This is a genomic window from Acinetobacter sp. ANC 4654, assembly GCF_002135425.1.
Lineage (GTDB): Bacteria > Pseudomonadota > Gammaproteobacteria > Pseudomonadales > Moraxellaceae > Acinetobacter > Acinetobacter kyonggiensis.
Genome location: NZ_NEGL01000015.1, coordinates 1 through 21,817, shown reverse-complemented (window position 1 = coordinate 21,817; position 21,817 = coordinate 1). Strand labels below are relative to the sequence as shown.

The following is a 21,817-nucleotide window of genomic DNA, read 5'->3' as shown; positions in this document are numbered from 1 at the left end:
CCTCGCTCATTAAGTCAATTGAGCAGCAGCAATTTTCTTGGTATCAACTTTCGCAGCAGCGTCAGTATAATCGCCCATTTTGTCGAAGCTTAAGTATTGATAGATGTCAGAAGACATGCTGTCAATTTGAGCTGCATACTGTTGGTATTCTTCTGGCGTTGGTAATTTACCAAGTACAGCAGCAACAGATGCAAGTTCAGCAGACGCTAAGTAAACGTTCGCACCTTGACCTAAACGGTTCGGGAAGTTACGCGTAGACGTCGACACACAAGTCGTGTTCGGAGCTACACGTGCTTGGTTACCCATACATAATGAACAACCTGGCATTTCAGTACGCGCGCCAGCTTTACCATAAATGTTATAGAAACCTTCTTCCATCAACTGACGTTCGTCCATACGCGTCGGTGGAGCAATCCACAAACGAGTTGACAATACACCGCCTGGAACTTTTTCTAACAATTTACCAGTCGCACGGAAGTGACCGATATTTGTCATACAAGAACCAACGAATACTTCGTCAATTTTAACGCCTTGAACATCAGAAAGAAGTTTAGCGTCATCTGGATCGTTCGGGCAGCAAAGAACTGGTTCTTTAATGTCAGCAAGATCAATTTCATACACTTTAGTGTATTCAGCATCAGCATCAGCTTTAAGAAGTGATGGATTTGCTAACCATTTTTCCATGTTCTCTACACGACGCGCCATAGTACGCGCATCACCATAACCTTCAGAAATCATCCACTTAAGCATGGTGATATTCGAACGAAGGTATTCAGCAACTTTCTCTTCAGAAAGCGTGATAGAACAACCAGCAGCAGAACGTTCAGCAGAAGCATCAGATAATTCGAATGCTTGCTCAACAGTGAGGTCAGTTTCCATTTCTGTTAAGTCGATCTCAAGGATACGACCAGAGAAGATGTTTTTCTTACCTTTCTTCTCTACAGTTAAATCACCCGCTTGAATCGCGTAGTAAGGAATTGCATGTACTAGGTCACGTAGTGTGATACCAGGCTGCATTTTACCTTTAAACTTAACAAGAATAGATTCAGGCATGTCTAATGGCATAACACCAGTCGCCGCAGCAAATGCTACAAGACCAGAACCCGCAGGGAAAGAAATACCAATTGGGAAACGCGTATGTGAGTCACCACCAGTACCAACTGTATCTGGAAGAAGCATACGGTTTAACCAAGAGTGAATAATACCGTCACCTGGGCGTAAAGACACACCACCACGGTTCATGATGAAATCAGGAAGCGAGTGTTGCATTTGAACATCAATTGGTTTTGGATATGCAGCTGTATGACAGAAAGATTGCATAACGAGGTCAGCAGAGAAACCTAAGCAAGCCAAATCTTTCAGTTCGTCACGAGTCATAGGACCTGTTGTATCTTGCGAACCAACAGTGGTCATCTTAGGTTCACAGTAAGTACCCGGAAGTACACCTTGACCTTCAGGAAGACCACAAGCGCGACCAACCATTTTCTGTGCTTGAGTAAAGCCTTTGCCAGTAGCAGCAGGTTGTACTGGAACACGGAACAATGTAGAAACTGGAAGACCTAAAGCTTCACGCGCTTTAGTGGTTAAGCCACGACCAACGATTAAGTTGATACGACCACCCGCACGAACTTCGTCAAGAAGAACAGGCGTTTTCAATTCAGATTCAGCGATTTGTTCGCCAGCTTTGAATGCAGTTACTTTTGCAGCAGCATGATCAATCTTAAGAACGATTTCATCGCCCATGTTCATGTTAGCAACGTCAATCTCAATCGGTAACGCACCAGCATCTTCCATCGTGTTGAAGAAAATTGGAGCGATTTTAGAACCTAAGCAGTAACCACCGTCTTTTTTGTTCGGGATGTGAGCGATGTCGTCACCGAAGAACCAAAGTACAGAGTTAGTTGCTGATTTACGGCTTGAACCCGTACCAACAACGTCACCTACGTAAGCAACTTGGTTGCCTTTCGCGATCAATTCTTTAATTTGGTTGAGTGGACCAACTTCACCAGGAACTTCTGGGTTAATCCCATCACGTACGTTTTTCAACATCGCATTTGCATGCAATGGAATGTCTGGACGGCTCCAAGCGTCTTGAGCAGGAGACAAATCATCCGTATTCGTTTCGCCAGTAACTTTGAATACAGTCAGTTTGATTTCTTCTGGAACGTCTGCGCGGCTTGTGAACCATTCAGCATCAGCCCAAGATTGCATAACTGCCTGAGCATTTACATTGCCCGCTTTAGCTTTATCTGCTACGTCATGGAACGCATCAAATACTAAAAGTGTTTTTTTCAACGCTTCAGCAGCTAATTCAGAAAGTTCAGCATCATCAAGCAATGTAACTAAAGGTGCTACGTTATAACCACCAAGCATAGTACCTAGTAAGTAAACCGCACGTTCTTTAGAAATTAAAGGAGAAGTTGCGTCACCTTTTGCCAAAGCAGCCAAGAAAGCCGCTTTAACATAAGCAGCTTGGTCAACACCTGCAGGAACACGATTTTCTAGCAAATCAACTAAAAATGCCTCTTCACCAGCTGGTGGATTTTTTAATAGTTCAACCAAGTCAGCTGTTTGAGCATCATCAAGTGGCTTCGGTGGGACTCCGAGTGCGGCACGTTCTTCAACGTGTTGGCGGTAAGCTTCTAGCACGGTGTTATTCCTCTTTTTTAAAAAATTACTTATGAATTCCAGCTTCTTTCGAGCTTCACAAGTAATATGGACAACTAAATTTTACTAAAAATCTAGTTAAAAGTTAATGCAGTAGCAGTGTTTCTTCGTGATGCTCATTATTTTGTAGCTAAATGATGCCTTTTTTGATTAATTCACGACCGATTTAACTCTAATTTACACCTTTAATAGGGCAGCACTTAACTTTTGACTAGAATTTATACATAAAAAGGGCAACCTAATGTTGCCCTTTTTCTAAAAAGAAAAATATTCAACCTTAGTGTACTGTCGTTGCGTGAATATATTCACGCAAACTCTCACGACAACCTTCAAATTTAATCTGAATTTCATCTTCATGCAGCATAGCATGCTCTGCGCTGGCAAATGAAATATGAACTTGATAAAGCTTCGTTTCTTGATCAATTATATGTTGAATATAAACTTTATCACCTAAACTAAGCACATAGTGATTTCCGCTAATAATGGCAACGCCTTGTTCATCTTCTAAGAGCAAGTCTGCATGATGTAGATACCCCACAACGTCCATTGATCACTCCTTATTTTTCGTTATTCATTTTATTATTCACTATTCAGATATGCTTTTCTATAATTATGATTAATTGAAATGTGACAATTTATTCTTAGTTTGCTTAGGCTATTTTAGATAATTCAATGCTAATCAGATAAAAAAACCGTTCCTTAGAACGGCTTATAATTAGGTAGTTTGTCATGCGGTGTCGCAATACAATTTTCTGTAATTTTTTGCTTAAATTGATTACGGCTTTCTTCTGGATTTGCATCAATTTCAGCAAGTGGAAATGCATAAACTTGTTCAATAATATCTAAGATAAATGTTTTTGTGGTCGCATCTTCAATTTTATCCGCGTGTTCTAATGCAGCTTTCTTTTCAATTGCATTTTGACGGTCAAACATAATTGTATTTGCAGCATTACCAACACTCGTACAATACCCTTTCCACTGCTCTTCAAGTGTTAATGGCTTTTTTTCAGCACATCCAACCAAAGCAACCAATACAATTAAAGTGAATAATTTATTCATGAACATTCTCCTATTCTTCATATCATAATCAAAGTTCATAAAAATACGAAATCACTCAGCCTTTATATAAGGAAAAATACCAGTTTAAGCTTAAAGTATAGGCATAAAAAAAGCCTAATCTGTGTAGATTAGGCTATAAACTTGATATTCTTTCGTTGGTAGCGGGAGCTGGATTTGAACCAACGACCTTCGGGTTATGAGCCCGACGAGCTACCAGACTGCTCCATCCCGCATCAACGAAGTGCCTTTATACGCCCTAAAGATTAACAAAGCAAACTTTATTCAACTTTAATTGAAAATTTAAACTGTATTTCTAACTCACGACCCATTTCTCATCTGTTGACTTCAATTCACCGACCTTCTACTTAAGTTAAGACAATAAGAAAACCAAAATAAATTATTGATTTTTAATATTTAAATAATAAATTTAAAATATTAAGCATAAAAAACAAAAAAAGTTATAAATTAAGTTGCATATTCTTATTTATAAGTATACTATGTTCATCAACTAGAAAAAAGTTTGTTCTGGTAAATCTTCTCTTATTTCGCAGTTTTAGTCATAATCCTTCGTTTTTTTCAGATTTAAAGTTCCATTCTTATTTTCAAGTTAACATCGGTTTTTTAGTAAACCAAAAAATATTAAAGTTTATAGGATTGTATTATGTCTAATACTGTTAAAGGTACTGTTAAGTGGTTCAACGAAACTAAAGGTTTCGGTTTTATTCAACAAGAAAACGGTCCTGACGTTTTTGCTCATTTCAGCGAAATCGCTAACTCTGGCTTCAAAACTTTGACTGAAGGTCAACAAGTTGAATTCAGCATCACTCAAGGTCAAAAAGGCCCGAATGCTGTAAACATCGTAGCACTATAATTTTAAAGCTATTCTTACATCAGTAAGGTAGTTTAAGATTAAAAAACGAGAGCTTAGCTCTCGTTTTTGCATATCTGGGTTTTATATTACAATCAACATTAATCATTCAAAGCATAGCTATAAACCAATTGACATTTCCATTTTCTTAGATGGTCTCTGCATTGATTTTTTTATATACCCCACCTTTAAACTCATTTAAACCTGTCCAATAGTTAGATAAATTTTCTGAGCTAAAAATTATAACATCTAAATTACTCTTTTTTATTTAGCATCCCCCAGAAGACCATTTACAGACCCCCTTAAACTATTTTTCGCCAATATTTTCCAATATCTAAACATCAGGCTTATTCGAACCCGAAATATCGTAAACAAATAAATGCTGCTTTATTAAAAAATTCCAAATCTAATCCAATACTCTTGCTCGCTGGGTAAAAGCAATAATGGCCAATGCTAAAAGAATCAAACAGACATCGAGAATCACAATTCCATTCCAACCTTGTTTTTGCCAAATCAGCCCACTCATTAAACCAACAATACTTGAACCTAAATAATAAAAAATCAAATACAGTGATGCAGCATGACCTTTATTTTCACGCGCCAACTCTCCAACATTGCTGCTGGCAATAGAGTGTGAAATAAAGAAACCCGTTGTCACAATTGCTATTCCTAAAACAATATAAAATAGTGACTTACTTAGGGTAAAACAAACACCTACAAGCATTAAAATAAAGCCAAAATACAAAATTGGCTTACGACCAACTCTGTCAGCAAGGTTTCCTGCAATTGAAGATGAAACTATTCCAAAGCTGTAAGAGAGGAAAATTAAACTGATTTGAGTTTGGCTTAAATGATATGGAGCTAATGAAAAACGAAATGTCACATAATTAAATAATGTCACGAACACACTTGCCATCAAAAAGCCAATACTGTAAATCCGAACCAATTGAATATTTTTCAGATGTCCCAGCCAAGCATTTAAATGGAAAGATAAGCTCATGGCTTTGCGCTGCGTAAAATTTCTTGAATCAGGCAGTAGTTTATAAAACCCAGTGCGCAAAATAAACATATCAAACCGAGCACCGCCATAGAAATTCGCCAAGAAAAGATTTCTGTAAGCAATCCCATTATCGAAAATGCCAGAAATCCCGTTGTCATTGACAAAGCAAGCGCGCTGGCACTTGGCGCAATATGAAAACTCGAGGTAAATTCTGGCAGCAATGGCTGTACACAATATATTAGGGAAAAACTTGCAAACCCCAATAAAAAAAGCGCAAAGCCGGCTTTTTTGAATTCACTCATTCCAGAATTTATAGCTAAGACAGCATGCACTCTCATGACAGTATTTAAAACTTCTTTGTAAGGATGCCTAATTTTAAATACCGCTCGACTATATATATAATATATATCAATCAATAGTGGTATATATCAAACATATGGACATACGTCATATTCAATATTTTATAGCTGTCGCGGAAGAGCAAAACTTTTCGAAAGCTGCTTTGCGATTAGGCATTAGCCAGCCTCCTTTAAGTATGCAAATTAAAAAGTTAGAAGAAGAAATAGGTGTAGAGTTATTTCATCGCTATTCTCAAGGGGCTACGCTTACTCCTGCTGGGCAAACATTCCTAAAAGCAGTATCCCCTATCCAAAATCAACTTAAAAATGCTGTGAGGTTAACAAGAAATACTGCTAATGGTGAAAGTGGAGAATTGCGTCTTGGGTTTACAGGTACATCTATTTTAAATCCTTTAATTCCCACTTCGATTCAGACTTTTCAACATGCTTACCCAGATGTTAACCTAATCCTTAAAGAAGCTAACTCACTGATTTTAATTGAAAGTATATTAAACAATGAGTTAGATATAGCAATCATAAGACCACCAGAGAATTATCCTAAAACAATCACAATTAAGAATTTCATTAATGAAAAATTAATTGCTGCTTTACCGATTAATTATCCAAATAATGAAGATAGCATTGATTTAGATCAATTTAAGAATGAGAGTTTTATTGTTTCCCCACCGAATATAAGTGCTGGATTATATTCAGCAATCATTAATGCCTGCCAACAACACGGGTTTACCCCTAAGATAGGTCAACAGGCTCCGCAGATTATATCCATCTTGTCTCTTGTTGCCGCTAATTTAGGAATTTCATTGGTTCCTGAATCGACTAAACAGTTAAAAATTGAAGGTATTAAATATAAATATTTAAACAATCAAACCTCAACCATTGGCCTTGGAATTGCTTTTAAAACTGACTTTGATTGTCAGCCTGCGATTAATTTTTCAAGTATTATTAACAGTTTACTTAGAGATAAATAATGATTTATGACGTTAAAAAATGATTTTTTTCAAACAGAATTATTTTACAACTATAACGAATAATGAACTTTAAGCTGGAAATTAATCAACAGTCTATACCTCCAAATTCAACACAGATAAATACAGTTAAAATATATTACAAAATAATATTTTAACTGTATTTATATTTTTGTATGACTAAAATTCCAATTCTGATAGCTTAATTATAATTCAATTACATTTAGCTGTAATAAGCGATAAATAGGGTTTGTTGACATTTCACAGATGCTTGCGACATGAGCCGTATACGGCGCAAGGTGTTTAGACGATACAAGGCATGTTTTACAAAATTTAGTCATTCTAAATAAGTAAAACATAACGCAGTAGCGGAAAAAATGTCCCTGTCCCGTAGGGTTATCAATAAGGATTTATTTACAAATATAATTCTCAGACGAATAAGCCTGCACCTATAATATATAGAAGGGTCTAGGAAGTTGAGCATATGAAAAGTATGGTAACTTCCTCATATGAAAGTAAAAATAGATACTATTCCCATTCAAGAATCAGCGAAGTAAAATTCAGGCAGATCATTCACTTTTTTGCCATGGATTTCACAGCATCAGATACCGCTAAACTCACCAATATTTCGGTACGTTCCATCAATATGATTATATTAAATTACGTAAAAAAATTGCTGCCCAATGTGAAGAAATATCTCCTTTCAATGGTGTAATTGAACTCGATGAATCGTACTTTGGCGCACGTCGTGTTTGAGGAAAATGAGGGTATGATGTATCAGGGAAACCCATTGTATTTGGGCTAATCAAGTTTAATGGAATTGACAAAAAGATGTTTTATTTTCATCTTAAAGAAACAGAATATCGCTTCAATCATCGTAATGATAATTTATTCCTCGATTTGCTTAAACCACTTCGTAACAATTCTCTAACATCCTAAGCCCCTTATTATTTTTTTGACGCCCCCTAAATCATTATATGTAAACTTAGTCTCCGTTCTTTTGTATTGGCTTGAATAAGTTTGCCTTGATCTAACCACCTGTCTAACCATAACTAAATGTTGTTTGTTCATATTGATCTGAGCCATCAGTAAACTGATTTACCCGCAATACAACTCTCCCTCATGTATCAAATTGATAACGATGTTTAAGTTGATTAGCATCGACTTTTTCCAACAACTTCCCATTCTGGCATTTAGCATTATGCTAATTATTTAAAAAAATTAAATATTTCTATCTTTCATAGCCAGCATCAATATTTCCTTCACGTAAGTTGCATTAGTCGTAGAAATGATAAATTTTATTGCTTGAATCACATCAGATAAAGGGATTAAAGAATGCTTTGTTTCCGCTAAAATCAATTCTGTTGGAACATCAATTTCATACTCTGTAGCTAAATACCCTAAGTTTAAAACGCTTACTCCTATTAGATCTTCACACAGTATTTCTATTAATGATTGAGCCACACCCCGCAAAGCATATTTAGTTGCTGAGAAAATTAGTTCTTTACCATTATGGTTATCCACTCCCCATGTTGAACCTATTAGTATGACTTTAGCATTGTCAGATAATTTTAAATTATCTATTAAAGATTGGAGTGATTGAATACAGGTGCTTATATTTGTGTTTATTATTTTATTTAACTCGATTGATGGAACCTCTTTAAAGTCATAACTCTCTGTAAAAGCATTATTTTCTCATATACCCACATTATAAATTAGGATATCGACTTGTTCCTCTCCTACGATTTTTTTGACCTTATGAACGACATCTTCAGAATTGGATAAATCAGTACAAATCCAATTTAAATTATATATGCCTTCTGGAGCTGAACGATAACCCCCATAAACCATATCTATGGAATTTGGTATTAACTTTGCAATCGCTTTTCCTAGGCCTTTGCTGACACCATAAATCAAAAATGTTTTACTTAGGCTATTCATACACAATTTAATTGATTATTAACATTGGATTCAGCATAAAATATCAAGTTAAGTTGAGGTCAAGTTTTTTATTCAAGGTGTATTTTTATACCAAGACAAAGAAGAACACTGGGGTTCAAATTGGAAGTCGTACAGAATTTCATGTCTACTTCTAAGCGATAAAAAAGAATAAAATCGAAATACCTATCCATTATTTCCAAACATCGACAATAATTTAAATCTAACGAAACTTTCTGTCGAATCATTAAGTTCATATATACCCTAAAAAAATAAATCTATACCTTAATGATTCTGTTCTTATTTATGAAATATGACATGATAAAAAATTGATCGAAATTTAATTGTAAAACTGGGTATGGAGCTCTATTAAATATGAACATGTATAAAAAAATTTCACTATACATCTCCCTTTCTTTATTCAGTCAATTTAGCCTTGCAGATTGGATTAATGATTCTGCTAAAAATGTAGAAGCTCATACCATTAAATTCCGTCAACACATTCACCAACATCCCGAACTCGGCAATATGGAATTTAAAACAGCTGCCTTGGTTCAAAAAGAACTAAAATCATATGGCATTGAAGTCAAAACTGGTTTTGCTAAAACAGGCGTAATTGGTATTTTAAAAGGTGAAAAATCAGGTCCAGTCATGGCATTACGTGCAGATATGGATGCTTTGCCCATAGAAGAAAAAACGGGACTACCCTTTGCAAGTAAAACCAAGGCTATGTATCAAGGTAAAGAAACATATGTTATGCATGGGTGTGGTCATGATGCCCACACTGCAATGTTGCTTGGTGCAGCTAAAGTACTTGCAGCCAATAAAGATAAAATTTCAGGTACTGTCATTTTTGTATTCCAACCCGCAGAAGAAGGTGGTGCAGACATCGACAACTTTACTCAAGGGGATCAAATTGGTTCACGAAAAATGATTACCGATGGTGCATTAAATAATCCTACACCTGAAGTGATTTTTGGTATGCATGTGATGGCTGGCATACCAAGTGGAAATATTTTCTATAAAGATGGGGCTATTCTCAACAGCGCAGACCATTTACGTATTCAAGTTAATGGTAAACAGGTACATGGTTCTATGCCATGGTTAGGACGTGATCCAATTTATGCCTCATCCCAAATTATTAATAACATGCAAAGTTTATTGAGTCGTAGAGCAGACTTAACCCAAGGTATGGGAGTAATAAGCATTGGGAGTATTCAAGGCGGTACTGCGGGCAATGTTATTCCAGCCCAAGTTAATATGGTGGGAACTATTCGTTCCAACAATGAGGCTATCCGTCAAAATATTTTAAAAGATTTACCCAAGATGGTTGAATATAATGCTCTTGCAAATGATATAACAGCTAAAGTCGAAATTGCACCGTATGCTCCAGTTACGACCAATGACAAAACCCTTACTCAAATGATGCAACCAACATTAGCAACTGTAGCAGGCGACTCTAAATTACACGTACTTGAACATAATGCCAGCGCCAGTGAAGATTTTGCATATTATGGCAAGTTAATGCCCTCTTTATTTGTCTTTATTGGTGCAACACCGAACAATCAAGATATGGAAAAAGCAGCCCCCAACCATAACCCACAATTTATAGTCGATGACGGAACTTTAAAAACTGGGATAGAATTACATACTCGCTTTATTATAAATTATCCAAAAGTTGCAGAACAAGTACAGACAGCTTGGACAAAAAAATTTCTTAAAAAAGAAGTAAACTCCTTGCAGTAACCTAGATAGTGCTGCGCCTACTTCTGATTTAGCGCTTTATTCATAATCAATAAAATATTTCAGAGATAAAAAAGGAACCTAATAATAGGTTCCTTTTAACTTATACAGCAATTAATTCAAACGGATGATTAAGCATATTGCTTAGGTTGTACCATATTATTGACAGCTAAAACATCTGCCAAAATTTGATCCGAAAGTAAATTTTCAGCTTTAATTAAAGCCAAAACACTTTGACCTGACTCATTGGCTTGTTTAGCAATACGTGTGGTCGTTTCATACCCCAAGTATGGATTCAACGCGGTAATAATACCAATTGAATTTTCAACCAAGGCCTGACAATGTTCAGCATTTGCACGTATATTTTCAATACATTTATGTTGAAACATTTGCATAGCTTTGCCTAACAAATCAATAGATTCGAACAGTTTGAAAGCAATTAAAGGCTCCATGGCATTCAATTGTAATTGACCTGCTTCTGCTGCCAAAGTAATTGCCAAATCGTTAGCAATAATTTGGAAACAGACTAAGTTCATTGCTTCTGGAATAACAGGATTAACTTTACCTGGCATAATTGAACTACCCGGTTGACGTGGTTCTAAATGAATTTCATTTAAACCTGCGCGAGGGCCGCTAGAAAGTAAACGTAAGTCATTCGCAATTTTTGACAGTTTAGTTGCTGTACGTTTTAACAAGCTAGACAATAAAACGAAATCACCCATATCTGAAGTCGCTTCAATTAAATCAGGTGCGCTGCTAATATTTCGCTGCGTAATTTCTGATAATGAGGCAATCGCATACTCACGGTATTTAACTTCAGTATTGATACCTGTTCCAATTGCAGTACCGCCCAAATTCACCACACTTAAAGCATCTGGCATGATTTGATTAAGTCTGTTCAAATCGCTTTGTAAGGTATTTCCAAAAGCACCAAATTCTTGACCCAAAGTCATCGGCACAGCATCTTGTAATTGCGTACGGCCCATTTTTAAAATATCAGAAAACTCATCTGACTTATGTTTAAAGCTTTGAATTAAATTTTCAAATGGAGTATTTAATTGAGCTATTGCAGAGATTAATCCAACTTTAATTGCTGTTGGATAAACATCATTTGTAGACTGTGACATATTAACATCATTATTTGGATGTAAATACTGATACTCACCTTTTGAATGTTCTAAATATTCTAAACCTATATTCGCAAGTACTTCATTAATATTCATATTGGTTGAAGTGCCAGCGCCACCTTGAATCATATCGATTGGAAATTGATCATGATACTGATTATTTAAAATTTGTTGGCAAGCATATTGGATTGCATTATTTTTATTTTCTTCAATTTTATTGAGCTTAAAATTTGCATGTGCACATGCAGATTTAACCATTGCAAGTGCTTTAATAAAAACAGGAAATTGACTTAATTTATTTTGACTTAGATTAAAATTTTCTATTGCTCTTAAAGTTTGTACACCATAATAACAATGAGCAGGAATTTCTTTATAACCTAATAAATCTTTTTCAGTGCGTGTATTAATCTTAATGTTCATTTAAATAGACTCTGAGTAGCAATAAATTAATATTAGAGCGCAAGCTGTTTTTTTTCTAATGTAAAAAGATATTACTGCATGCATTTTTTGCATAATAGATTATAATTTATAAAAGTATGCGTGAAGGATTAATTATGACCTTAGAAATTAGATGGATTGAAGATTTGCTTGCACTAGAGCAAGAAAAATCTATTTCCCAAGCGGCGGAAATACGACACGTCACACAATCTGCATTTACGCGTAGAATCCAGAACATTGAAAATGCGTTGGGTTTCCAAATTTTAAAACGATATAGTAAAAATATTGATTTCACAGAAGCGGGGCAAGTCTTATTAGCATCTTCAAAAAACATACAAAATCAACTCACTACAACCATTAAGTATCTAGAAAAGAATGTTAAGAATAATGAATTAACGGTCAAATTTTCAGTATCGCACTCCTTAATCACGCAGTTTTTTCCTCGCTTTATTCATGAATTATCAACCAACATGGAGGATTTAAAATTAGAAATTATTGCTGCTAATCTCAAACAAGGGATGCGTTTACTTAAAGATGGTTCGTGTGATTTTTTAATTGGTTATTGTGATCAAAAAACGTTACAACAACTCGATCTTTCTTTTTTCGTATGCCATAAAATTGTTGAAATGGAAATATTACCTGTAACGACATTAAATAATGATGGTACTCCTAAATATTCATTAGATCAGCCCTTCCCTTTGTTGGCTTATAGTAAACAAGCATATTTAAGAAATTGTGTTGATGAAGTAATTGAAAATAAATTAGATTATCGAACTTTATATGAAACAGATAATGCTAGTGATTTAAAAGAGTTGGTTTTACAAGGTTTAGGTATTGCATGGTTACCTAAATTATTAGTTGAAAAAGAGATTTCCGAGAATAAATTAAAAGTAGTTGACTGTAATCAATATAATTTATTTCAAGATATCTACATTATTAGGCGTGAAATGGCATTTTCAAATAGAATTAACTATATTTGGAATACATTAACAAAACAGACTGAATAAATTTACATTTTGTTTACTTAATTAATCATTACCTATATGTTATATACATATTTCTGTGTATTTAATATACAGCACAAAATTAATACTATTTTTTTAAATGACCTAAATAATTTTAGGTCTTTATTTTTTCTATTTATGCATCGTTAAGTTTAAATATATCAAGTTTTGATTTTACATAGTATATACAAAAATAATAAAAGGTGATCTTTAGGAACGTATAGCAATATAAATTTATGCTAATCGTTTTAAAAATCACCTTTTAAATTATTTAAGTGGTTACTTCATTGATTTTATATAAACCTTGCTGAAGTACATTAACTATTATCAGCTAATCGATTCACAGGAACAATTGTATCAACAACGCCTTCTTCTTCAGGGAGATCATGCTTGTTGCCTTCAGTACGGGCAATCACCGCTGTGGCAATACTATTTCCAATGACATTGGTCGCAGTGCGTCCCATATCTAAGAATTGATCAACAGCCAGAATTAATAAAATACCCGCTTCAGGAAGTTTAAACATAGCAAGCGTTGATGCAATAACCACGATAGATGCACGAGAAACACCTGCAATTCCTTTACTGGTGATCATTAATGTGAGTAGGATTAAAACCTGCTGGGCAAAACTCAAATCAATGTTATAGGCTTGTGCAATAAATAACACGGCAAATGCCATATACATCATAGAACCATCGAGATTAAACGAATAACCCAATGGAAGAACGAAGCTAGTAATACGTTTTGGCACACCAAATTTATCTAAAGCTTCCATGGTTTTTGGGTAAGCCGATTCGCTACTGGCTGTGGCAAATGCCAACATGGTCGGTTCACGCACCAATCGCATCAATCGGAAAACATCTTTTTTCAAGAAGATATAACCGAAAGAAATTAAAATTGTCCAAAGGATGAGCAACCCGACATAGAACTGTCCAATAAAAATACTGTAATCGAGAAGTAACTTAGGCCCTTGAATGGTAATGGCAGACGCAATTGCGGCAAAAACTGCGATAGGTGCAAAGGCCATTACATAATCTGTAATGCGGAACATGACTCGGCAAAGCTCATCAATAATTCGGCCAATCACAGTCGCTTCGCTTTGATGCTGAACATAAGCGAGTGCTGAACCAAAGAAAATTGAAAAAACGAGGATTTGTAATATTTCATTATTTGCCATCGCTTCTGCAAAACTACGCGGAAAAATATGCGTAATAAATATCTGTAAGCTTAGACTGGTGGCACTTACACCCACATCTACAGCTTCTTTCGGGATACTCAGGTTCATTCCAGATCCCGGCTGGAATAAATTTGCCAAGCCCATTCCAAGCAAAAGGGAGATAAACGATGCACCAATAAACCAACTCATCGCCTTTAAGGTAATCGATCCCAGAGAAGATGATTTACCCATTGAGATTAAACCAGAAACAATCGTTGCAAATACCAAAGGTGCAATAATCATTTTAATTAATCTTAAGAATACATCTGTAACAATCTTAAAGTATGCTGCGATTTCCGTTGTTTGTGCAGTCGTTAAAGTACTATGAAAGGCCCAACCAACGAGTATTCCCGATATCATTGCGATCAAAATATATTTGAGCAATTTTTTCTGGTTCATAAAAATAGTTCCGTCTTTAATCTTCTTTGCATCAAGTTTCTTGCCTCTATACCAAGGCATTGATGACATTCCATGTGAATCAATTTATGTAGGCTTTGTTCTAGGAGCTGGATGCAAAATCACTGATTAAGCAATTAACTGCGGCAAGTGTTACTTTTTTTTGGAAAAAACGATAATGCAAAAATTAATTATGGCATGCAAAAAATGCATAAAATTATTCTTTAGACTTACTTTATAACTCAATCCTAAAAAATATAGACGATAAATAAATGGCATATTCAACAGATTTTAAAGAAAAATTTCTAGATATTATGGTTCAGAACAAAATACCCATTTAGAAAATAATCTTACATTTTACGGTGCATACATTCGATCCAGCGATAAGACAAATTCACTGGGGCTGAGCAGATTTCCGATCATCTCTAAAATTTTTTATCGCTTGGGTAAAGACGAACAATGGAAATTCATCAATTTGATTGGTTTTCTTGAAAAGAAATAAACTTTACTGACCTCAAATCATTTCAATAAAAGTTTTTTTATTTTTTAAAATTGTAGGCTTGATCTAACATCCCTATTTCTAATCAAACGAAAGCCCAACCGAGGTTGAGCTTTAAAGTTTTATGTTCTTAGTTTTATCCTTCAATCATTATCATCAAAAAATTAACCACAATTCGCCTGTGTAATTTTCTTAGAAACAGGATCAATCGTTACTGTAATACGATTTGAACGATAGTCCATCGTCACTGGCTGACCGGGTGCAACACGGCGGATAATTTCAGATTGAGTTTTTTGTTTAATTTGATCATCCGTAAGCGCAGATTGACCTATTAGCTCCTGAGCCTTTTCAGGTAAACATTCTTTTTGACTATCTCTGAAAAATTTCCATTCTTCGATAACTTGACCATTTGATAAGTGGCAATAACCTACTTGACCATTCGCTTCGTCTTTGATTTCTAGTTTTCCACCTTGGCTAATACAATACTCACTAGCAGGATTTGCTATACCGATCTTTGGTGTATCCGTGTTTTTGTTTTGCATAGCTGAACATGCTGTAAGAGAAGAAATCATCAATCCCAAAAATACAATTTTTTTCATCATTTAAAAATTCTTAGCAAAATATAAAGATATCAAAAATAGATAAATTATCAATTTCTTAATTGTTTAAAATAAAAATCCTGTCTATTCTCGGTGAAATAAGCCTATAATAATTTTCAATGAAAAAGTGTCACAAAACAACTGGACTAAACTGATACACGCTGCTTATTTTTAAATTAAATACAATAAATTTCAGTAATTTACATAAAAAATTATTTTATATTTTTGATAAAGTAACTCATGTATTGAGCAATATAGACATTAAAAACTGATTATCAATGCAAGATTTTAAAAATACTATATTCAATGTCTTTGAATAAAAAAACGTCCTTTTTAGACGTTTTTTATTCTTAGAATGAATTTTATTTTAAACAATAGTTATAGTCCATAAATGATAGAACTCTTGGATATCGGCATCCAGAAACTCATCACTCGTACTGTCGTAATTGAATTTTTTGTCATCCAGCAGGTGTTCATAGTTTGACTTAGCCAAGTAATTTTTTAAATATTTTTTGAAATTCCCAGCCTGTTCAGGAAGTACATTTTCTCCATCCCAAAAAATCATAGTCGTCTCTAATATAAAAGAAATCAATATTGAAATATTACATAGATATGCAATAAACATCAACTTATTAAACATAAATGCGACATATATCACAAAATAGCAGATATTATATAATTTAACTCTTTATGTTCTCTAACATATTATTGATTATTGAGGATTTTTTCTTCTGTAGTTATTTCTTTAAAAATGGATGATTCCAAGAAAAAAAAACCATTCTTTCGAACGGCTTCATATACTGACTAACTCTTAAGGATTAACAGTTACTTATAAACACTTTTAAATTCTTTATAAATTAAAGCTTCCTGACCATCTTTATAAACATAACGTGAAATAACACCTTTATCTGTATAGATATTCATTAAAATTTGATCGGAGCCACGTAAATTATTCATAAGATTAACAGGTGTAATAATACTGTTACGTGAACGATAATTTCCAAGAACAAAGTCCTGCTCTGTCTTACCTATAGGACTAAATGAATAAGATTGCTGCCCATTCTCAAAAATCACTTTCTGAATGTCATATTGATTTTTCGTACTATTCAAACTCATTCTTAATTTCAGTAAATCTTTATGTGATTCATTCCAGCTGACGGTTACGATGGGACACAATTCATTTGGTTTGCAAATTAAAAGCCCTACCGTACTGACATTTTCAACATTTTGCGTTGTTGCACAACCCGTCACAAGTAAAGAGCCAAATACCAAGGCAGCTAGTTTTTTCATCATATAGAAAATTCCTGTTGTTTTTACATTCTTTAATATTTATATAATACCGAAAAATGGGAAAGGCTTGTTAATCGCGACAAAAAAATGCCGTTTCAGCCGAATTATTGTTCATTTAAGCAATCTAATCACCGATATGACAAAATAGCTACACCAATTTTCACATGTGTAAAAGCTTCAATCATTCATTTTAATGTTATTTCTGCCCAAACTTCATTATTTCCTACATCCAAGATGAGAAATCAGTCATCTCCTCGATGTGCTCAATATCATTGCTAATCTGTGACTGTCTATTGAATTAACTCACCTTCCACAGTATAAAAAAATGATTATTCACTGTTTAAAAGTATAAAAATCAATAAGAAATTCGGCTGCATAAGCATAATGTTTACAGCTTCCATTCTCTCTATAATCACTCATCGTTTTCAAGCTCGTTAATTTTTCAGTTAATGACGCTTACACCTTAAAAGCTTCAATTGCTCGAATTCGGGTTTGTTTCAAGTCTGCAATCGGTTTAGGATAATTTAAACTCAGATCGGGATTTTTATTATAAGGTTCATGGATTATTTGAGCATCTAAATGTGCCAATTCAGGAACCCACTGACGAATATAGTCACCATTATGATCAAATTTTTGTGATTGAGTGATCGGATTAAATATCCGAAAATAAGGTACTGAATCCATGCCTGTAGAGGCACACCATTGCCACCCCCCATTATTTGCTGCTAAGTCACCATCAACCAAATGTTGCATAAACCATTGTTCTCCCAGTCGCCAATCTATCAATAAATTTTTAGTCAGAAACATGGCTGTGATCATACGCACACGATTATGCATCCAACCTGTTTCTAGCAACTGGCGCATTCCTGCATCTACAATAGGAATACCTGTTTGCCCTTGCTGCCAAGCAGCTAAATCTTCGGGTGCATCCCGCCATTGGATTTTCTGTGTATTTGCCTTAAATGGATAATGTTTAGAAAGTTGCGGAAAATCAAAAAGCGTATGTTGATAAAACTCACGCCATAATAATTCATCTAACCATGTTTGCTGACCCAATTGCTCTATCTGAAAATGCCCGTGTTGTAGCCGAAATAAAGCTTGAATACATTGACGAATGGAAATAATCCCTAAATTTAAATAGGGTGATAATTGGCTGGTGGAATCTAAATGAGGAAAGTCACGTTCTTTATGATAGTTAATCACTTTATGATTGATAAAATCATCTAATAGCGTTAAGGCATATTCCTCACTTACAGGCCAGTGAGCTTGTTGTTTTTTAATAAATTTTGGATATTCATATGTAATAGTCAAAGCTGACTCATCCCAAACCTCGTTATTCGGAAGATCGGCCTGTACTTCAATTTGAGGATAACACTGGGGCAAACTCAAACTGAGCTGTTCATAGCATTGTTTCTTAAATGCACTAAAAACTTGATACGGTTGTTTTGTTTTATTGCGAACAGCCCCTACAGGAAATAGAGTACGATCATGATACAACTCAAATGTTTTATTATATTTTTCGAGCAATTTTTGAACTTCAGCATCTCGATTTAACTCATTTACACCAACCTCAATATTTGCATGTATACATTCAATATCCAGTTTTTGTGTAAGCTTAGAAATAACCTCAGGAATATCTTTCCAACAAGAAACTTCCTGAATCACTAATGGAATATTTAAATTTTTTAACTGTTTTTTAAGCTCTTGTAGTTGTCTTAAGTAAAAATCTATTTTAATTGCTGCATCATCATGTAAAGCCCATTGACCAAATGATATGGCCACGAAAGCAACGCAAGAACCTGCTTGTGTGGCATGCCAAAGTGCCGCATGGTCTTGAATGCGTAAATCTTGTCGAAACCAAATTAATTGCATAGACATTACAAAAGCTCAAGATATTTACTCATTGTTATTTTATGAAAAATAAACACATAAAAACAGCATGAAACACAAGTTTTGTACTTTAGATCATTCGTTATTAATATTATTTAAGTCTGTTTAATTGTCGAAATTCATTCAAATCATCATCAACTATACAACTCATATTCGAACTACTGCGATTAACTATTTTGCTGATTGAATTTCTAGCCTGAAAATATTCGTAAACCTTATACAGTAAAGATTTTTAAAGTACCAAATTTGTAAAATTCATGATCATTATTCATTCTATTTGCTTTAATCATAAGAATGAATAGAAACAAAGGGGCTGCTGATGTGTGCAAATTTTAAAGCCATCAAACGAAATCGAGCATATCTGCTGGGTCTTTCTGAACCTCCATTTGAATTTCCTGAAGATGTTTTCCCTTTATATGATGCACCCATTTTAATACATGGTGCAGATCAGCCAGAATGGGATCTTGCTAAGTTTGGTCTTATTCCATCTTGGGCTAAAGAGTTAAAATATGGTCGTCACACCTACAATGCCAGAACTGAAACTGTCGCTGAAAAGCCGAGTTTTCGGCATGCATGGCATAAAAATCAATTTGCCCTAATACCCGTCGATGCTATTTTTGAACCCAAATATATCGATGAAAAACCTTATTGGTATGAAATTTCTCGTAAAGATGGCTTACCCTTCACTATGGCTGCAATCTATGAAAATGCGGTCATCAATAATCAACCGATTCGATCTATGAGTCTGTTAACCATCAATGCCGATCAGCACCCTTTTATGAAGCAGTTCCATGCACCAAACCATGAAAAGCGCTCAATTATTGTCATCCCTGAAGAAAATAGAACAGATTGGTTAAATTGCACATCCAGTGAAGCAACTCAATTTTTCGTTGCAATGAAAGATGAGTATGTAGCTGTACCTAAAAAAATTCATCAATAAAATCTATTTTAATGACCTTTTATTTATGTACAACCTTATTTAAAAGCTGCTATTTTAATTAGATAAGAATGTTATTTATTGATTAGCAAAACTTTAGCAATCAGTTCTAAGCTATTTTATTTTCAAGCAGCGCAACAACGAATAATACGCAAAAGAATAGCTCATATTTCAACCTCAATCATTCCAAAATAATGGCTTAAAAATGATACTGATCCATAAAGGTAAACTTAGTTAACGTTTTGTTTGCTTTTGCATATATATACGATAAAAATTTCAGAATGTCTTAAATTAGATAGGCAAGATTACCGCTATTATAGGAGAGGTATGACATGACGACTATCAATGTGAATGACATTACTAAACATGCAGATGTTATTGCATTATGTGGGACAAAAGTAGGAACCGTAGATCATCTTCAAGGGTCAGATCAGCTTAAGTTAACCAGACATGAAGATGGTCATCATCATTTTATTCCCCTTACATGGGTTAATGAGATTAACAATAATCAAGTTATGCTCAATAAAGACGCTGAAGAAGTAAAAAGTCACTGGGTTACCGCTCAAGATTAAAGTAACTATTCAAAAGTAAGCCCTTTTTATTTGGAAGGGCTTATTGATGATTAAAGTACTGTTTACAGCCTTCAAAAAATTCTTGATTAAAATTTATTGTTGGATCATCTTTTTCATCATCACACTGATCTATGGACTTAAGTTGATTGTCTTTAGCATAGCGGTAACCATTGTATTGTTCCGTCCCTTCTGTAAAACCAGCTAATTTTTCTGGCTGCATAACATACTGAAATATGAAAAACGCGGCTATACCCAAAATGGCTAAAACAGTGCTTAGTATTTTCAATTGTTTTGGTAGCATTTTTTACTCGCTGTATTCGCAGCATCAGAAAATAAATATACATTAAACTCTCCAATATTTCCTTAATATTTTATTATTTAATGACCAATCGTTTTATTTATTTTACTTTATGACATATATTTATTTTATAAAAAACCTATATAATAAAAATTATAATTTTATGTTCACATTAAAATAATACCTCATCATTTAGATCGTATTTATTTTAATTTATCTGAATGACTCCTTACAAACCCATATTTTTCCATCAATATTTACACGATCCTGTTCAAGAAGGATTAACTCCTTACCATAATAATTCGTAAGGTTTATAAAATTTCCATTTTTATCATAATTAGCCCAAACTCCTCTATGAATATCAGGGCTTTCCAATTTATAAAATGTAACTAACTTTTGTGGATATGTTGTATTCATCTCACATAGCCTTATTAATTTGCTAGATAAGGATAATCCTCTTCTATAAAAAAAATCTCACCAGTAGAATTCGATATCCATTGATAAGTCCCTATAATTTTTGTTAATTTTTCCTTTGATGAATCATATACATTAATTAAATGACGATCGTCATCATATTCCCCCATATACATGAGCTTGGGAAAAGTTTTAAAGTCTTCATTCATCTTATATGCTTTAACTGGTCTGATGTGCATCATTGACTCCTTAACTATTTAAAGGGACCTGAGCCCCCTTAAAACTTAAGTTTTGAATACAATTTTTTTATTTCTGCACCTGTGATTGCTTCTCAGATGATCTCTGTTCATTATGCCTATGGTCTTGCTGTGGTAAATGATGAGGCTGTTTTATCGGTTGATTCCTTTGATGAGAATCTGTTTGATTTTGAGACTGTGATTTAGACATGATTCTATTCCTATTCAATATTTTAATTTATAGCAATATCAGTCCAATTATTAATGACATTATTAGCATATACCTAAGTCGAATTAATAAAAA

At 34.2% G+C, this 21,817-nt stretch carries 18 protein-coding genes, 1 tRNA gene and 3 pseudogenes; 7 read left to right on the top strand and 15 right to left on the bottom strand.

Annotated features, from left to right (window positions below; genetic code table 11):
- Positions 1 to 9: 9 nt before the first annotated feature.
- The 4 genes from B9T24_RS15980 to B9T24_RS15965 all read right to left on the bottom strand — a co-directional run bounded on the left by B9T24_RS15980 (position 10) and on the right by B9T24_RS15965 (position 3,959).
- Positions 10 to 2,649 carry a bifunctional aconitate hydratase 2/2-methylisocitrate dehydratase gene (locus B9T24_RS15980; RefSeq protein ID WP_086166698.1) on the bottom strand — a complete coding sequence of 880 codons (2,640 nt, stop codon included), beginning with the start codon at positions 2,647 to 2,649 and terminating at the stop codon, positions 10 to 12.
- A 295-nt stretch (positions 2,650 to 2,944) separates the two neighbouring features.
- Positions 2,945 to 3,214: a hypothetical protein gene (locus B9T24_RS15975; RefSeq protein WP_086166697.1), complete on the bottom strand. Its 270-nt coding sequence runs from the start codon at positions 3,212 to 3,214 to the stop codon at positions 2,945 to 2,947.
- Positions 3,215 to 3,366: 152 nt separating this feature from the next.
- Positions 3,367 to 3,726 (bottom strand): hypothetical protein, encoded by a 360-nt coding sequence (locus tag B9T24_RS15970; RefSeq protein WP_086166696.1) that lies wholly within the window; start codon positions 3,724 to 3,726, stop codon positions 3,367 to 3,369.
- Between the two features lie 156 nt (positions 3,727 to 3,882).
- Positions 3,883 to 3,959, bottom strand: a tRNA-Met gene (locus tag B9T24_RS15965).
- A 428-nt stretch (positions 3,960 to 4,387) separates the two neighbouring features.
- Here B9T24_RS15965 and B9T24_RS15960 point away from each other — a divergent pair.
- The gene (locus B9T24_RS15960; protein ID WP_004648869.1) at positions 4,388 to 4,597 is read left to right on the top strand and encodes a cold-shock protein; all 210 of its coding nucleotides are present in this window, start codon (positions 4,388 to 4,390) and stop codon (positions 4,595 to 4,597) included.
- A 403-nt stretch (positions 4,598 to 5,000) separates the two neighbouring features.
- Here the strand turns inward: B9T24_RS15960 and B9T24_RS15955 are convergent.
- Positions 5,001 to 5,908: pseudogene (locus B9T24_RS15955) on the bottom strand (MFS transporter); the annotation flags it as partial.
- A gap of 122 nt (positions 5,909 to 6,030) precedes the next feature.
- Between B9T24_RS15955 and B9T24_RS15950 the strand changes: the two are divergent.
- Both B9T24_RS15950 and B9T24_RS15945 read left to right on the top strand, forming a co-directional pair.
- Positions 6,031 to 6,921 (top strand): LysR family transcriptional regulator, encoded by an 891-nt coding sequence (locus B9T24_RS15950; protein ID WP_086166695.1) that lies wholly within the window; start codon positions 6,031 to 6,033, stop codon positions 6,919 to 6,921.
- A 490-nt stretch (positions 6,922 to 7,411) separates the two neighbouring features.
- Positions 7,412 to 7,857, top strand: a pseudogene (locus B9T24_RS15945) (hypothetical protein).
- A gap of 282 nt (positions 7,858 to 8,139) precedes the next feature.
- Here B9T24_RS15945 and B9T24_RS15940 read toward each other — a convergent pair.
- Positions 8,140 to 8,859 (bottom strand): annotated as a pseudogene (locus B9T24_RS15940) (SDR family oxidoreductase).
- A gap of 378 nt (positions 8,860 to 9,237) precedes the next feature.
- Here B9T24_RS15940 and B9T24_RS15935 point away from each other — a divergent pair.
- Entirely contained in the window at positions 9,238 to 10,602 is a 1,365-nt protein-coding gene (locus tag B9T24_RS15935; RefSeq protein ID WP_171264930.1) for an amidohydrolase, read from the top strand.
- A gap of 128 nt (positions 10,603 to 10,730) precedes the next feature.
- Here the strand turns inward: B9T24_RS15935 and B9T24_RS15930 are convergent, their stop codons facing one another.
- Positions 10,731 to 12,146, bottom strand: a complete 1,416-nt coding sequence (locus tag B9T24_RS15930; protein WP_086166693.1) for an aspartate ammonia-lyase — start codon at positions 12,144 to 12,146, stop codon at positions 10,731 to 10,733.
- Positions 12,147 to 12,280: 134 nt separating this feature from the next.
- Here B9T24_RS15930 and B9T24_RS15925 point away from each other — a divergent pair, with 134 nt between their 5' ends.
- On the top strand, positions 12,281 to 13,171 hold the full coding sequence (locus B9T24_RS15925; RefSeq protein WP_086166692.1) for a LysR substrate-binding domain-containing protein: 891 nt from the start codon (positions 12,281 to 12,283) through the stop codon (positions 13,169 to 13,171).
- 314 nt (positions 13,172 to 13,485) lie between these two features.
- On the opposite strand, the gene B9T24_RS15920 is transcribed toward B9T24_RS15925, so the two are convergent.
- The 5 genes from B9T24_RS15920 to B9T24_RS15900 form a co-directional block, all read right to left on the bottom strand.
- Positions 13,486 to 14,781: a dicarboxylate/amino acid:cation symporter gene (locus B9T24_RS15920; RefSeq protein WP_086166732.1), complete on the bottom strand. Its 1,296-nt coding sequence runs from the start codon at positions 14,779 to 14,781 to the stop codon at positions 13,486 to 13,488.
- Positions 14,782 to 15,441: 660 nt separating this feature from the next.
- Positions 15,442 to 15,876 (bottom strand): I78 family peptidase inhibitor, encoded by a 435-nt coding sequence (locus B9T24_RS15915; protein ID WP_086166731.1) that lies wholly within the window; start codon positions 15,874 to 15,876, stop codon positions 15,442 to 15,444.
- Positions 15,877 to 16,243: 367 nt separating this feature from the next.
- Positions 16,244 to 16,441: a hypothetical protein gene (locus B9T24_RS15910; RefSeq protein ID WP_086166691.1), complete on the bottom strand. Its 198-nt coding sequence runs from the start codon at positions 16,439 to 16,441 to the stop codon at positions 16,244 to 16,246.
- Positions 16,442 to 16,701: 260 nt separating this feature from the next.
- Positions 16,702 to 17,169: a hypothetical protein gene (locus B9T24_RS15905; protein ID WP_086166690.1), complete on the bottom strand. Its 468-nt coding sequence runs from the start codon at positions 17,167 to 17,169 to the stop codon at positions 16,702 to 16,704.
- A 453-nt stretch (positions 17,170 to 17,622) separates the two neighbouring features.
- Positions 17,623 to 19,038, bottom strand: a complete 1,416-nt coding sequence (locus B9T24_RS15900) for a cryptochrome/photolyase family protein (protein ID WP_086166689.1) — start codon at positions 19,036 to 19,038, stop codon at positions 17,623 to 17,625.
- Positions 19,039 to 19,375: 337 nt separating this feature from the next.
- Between B9T24_RS15900 and B9T24_RS15895 the strand changes: the two genes are divergently transcribed.
- On the top strand, positions 19,376 to 19,996 hold the full coding sequence (locus tag B9T24_RS15895) for an SOS response-associated peptidase (protein ID WP_086166688.1): 621 nt from the start codon (positions 19,376 to 19,378) through the stop codon (positions 19,994 to 19,996).
- A gap of 329 nt (positions 19,997 to 20,325) precedes the next feature.
- Positions 20,326 to 20,565: a DUF2171 domain-containing protein gene (locus B9T24_RS15890; RefSeq protein ID WP_086166687.1), complete on the top strand. Its 240-nt coding sequence runs from the start codon at positions 20,326 to 20,328 to the stop codon at positions 20,563 to 20,565.
- A 40-nt stretch (positions 20,566 to 20,605) separates the two neighbouring features.
- Here B9T24_RS15890 and B9T24_RS15885 read toward each other — a convergent pair whose 3' ends face one another.
- From B9T24_RS15885 to B9T24_RS15875, 3 genes are all read right to left on the bottom strand, one after another.
- A complete protein-coding gene (locus B9T24_RS15885) occupies positions 20,606 to 20,866 on the bottom strand; it encodes a hypothetical protein (RefSeq protein ID WP_086166686.1) in 261 nt (86 codons plus the stop codon).
- Positions 20,867 to 21,076: 210 nt separating this feature from the next.
- Positions 21,077 to 21,280, bottom strand: coding sequence for a hypothetical protein (locus B9T24_RS15880; protein WP_086166685.1), 204 nt, complete (start codon positions 21,278 to 21,280; stop codon positions 21,077 to 21,079).
- Between the two features lie 14 nt (positions 21,281 to 21,294).
- Positions 21,295 to 21,516 (bottom strand): hypothetical protein, encoded by a 222-nt coding sequence (locus tag B9T24_RS15875; protein WP_086166684.1) that lies wholly within the window; start codon positions 21,514 to 21,516, stop codon positions 21,295 to 21,297.
- Positions 21,517 to 21,817 lie beyond the last annotated feature (301 nt).

Coding starts and splice junctions, on each gene's coding strand:
- B9T24_RS15950 (WP_086166695.1), top strand. CDS start 6,031: ATGGACATACGTCATATTCAATATTTTATAGCTGTCGCGGAAGAGCAA.
- B9T24_RS15915 (WP_086166731.1), bottom strand. CDS start 15,876: ATGAAAAAAATTGTATTTTTGGGATTGATGATTTCTTCTCTTACAGCA.
- B9T24_RS15970 (WP_086166696.1), bottom strand. CDS start 3,726: ATGAATAAATTATTCACTTTAATTGTATTGGTTGCTTTGGTTGGATGT.
- B9T24_RS15875 (WP_086166684.1), bottom strand. CDS start 21,516: ATGCACATCAGACCAGTTAAAGCATATAAGATGAATGAAGACTTTAAA.
- B9T24_RS15975 (WP_086166697.1), bottom strand. CDS start 3,214: ATGGACGTTGTGGGGTATCTACATCATGCAGACTTGCTCTTAGAAGAT.
- B9T24_RS15895 (WP_086166688.1), top strand. CDS start 19,376: ATGTGTGCAAATTTTAAAGCCATCAAACGAAATCGAGCATATCTGCTG.
- B9T24_RS15880 (WP_086166685.1), bottom strand. CDS start 21,280: ATGAATACAACATATCCACAAAAGTTAGTTACATTTTATAAATTGGAA.
- B9T24_RS15910 (WP_086166691.1), bottom strand. CDS start 16,441: ATGATTTTTTGGGATGGAGAAAATGTACTTCCTGAACAGGCTGGGAAT.
- B9T24_RS15920 (WP_086166732.1), bottom strand. CDS start 14,781: ATGAACCAGAAAAAATTGCTCAAATATATTTTGATCGCAATGATATCG.
- B9T24_RS15960 (WP_004648869.1), top strand. CDS start 4,388: ATGTCTAATACTGTTAAAGGTACTGTTAAGTGGTTCAACGAAACTAAA.
- B9T24_RS15930 (WP_086166693.1), bottom strand. CDS start 12,146: ATGAACATTAAGATTAATACACGCACTGAAAAAGATTTATTAGGTTAT.
- B9T24_RS15905 (WP_086166690.1), bottom strand. CDS start 17,169: ATGATGAAAAAACTAGCTGCCTTGGTATTTGGCTCTTTACTTGTGACG.
- B9T24_RS15890 (WP_086166687.1), top strand. CDS start 20,326: ATGACGACTATCAATGTGAATGACATTACTAAACATGCAGATGTTATT.
- B9T24_RS15885 (WP_086166686.1), bottom strand. CDS start 20,866: ATGCTACCAAAACAATTGAAAATACTAAGCACTGTTTTAGCCATTTTG.
- B9T24_RS15935 (WP_171264930.1), top strand. CDS start 9,238: ATGTATAAAAAAATTTCACTATACATCTCCCTTTCTTTATTCAGTCAA.
- B9T24_RS15925 (WP_086166692.1), top strand. CDS start 12,281: ATGACCTTAGAAATTAGATGGATTGAAGATTTGCTTGCACTAGAGCAA.
- B9T24_RS15900 (WP_086166689.1), bottom strand. CDS start 19,038: ATGCAATTAATTTGGTTTCGACAAGATTTACGCATTCAAGACCATGCG.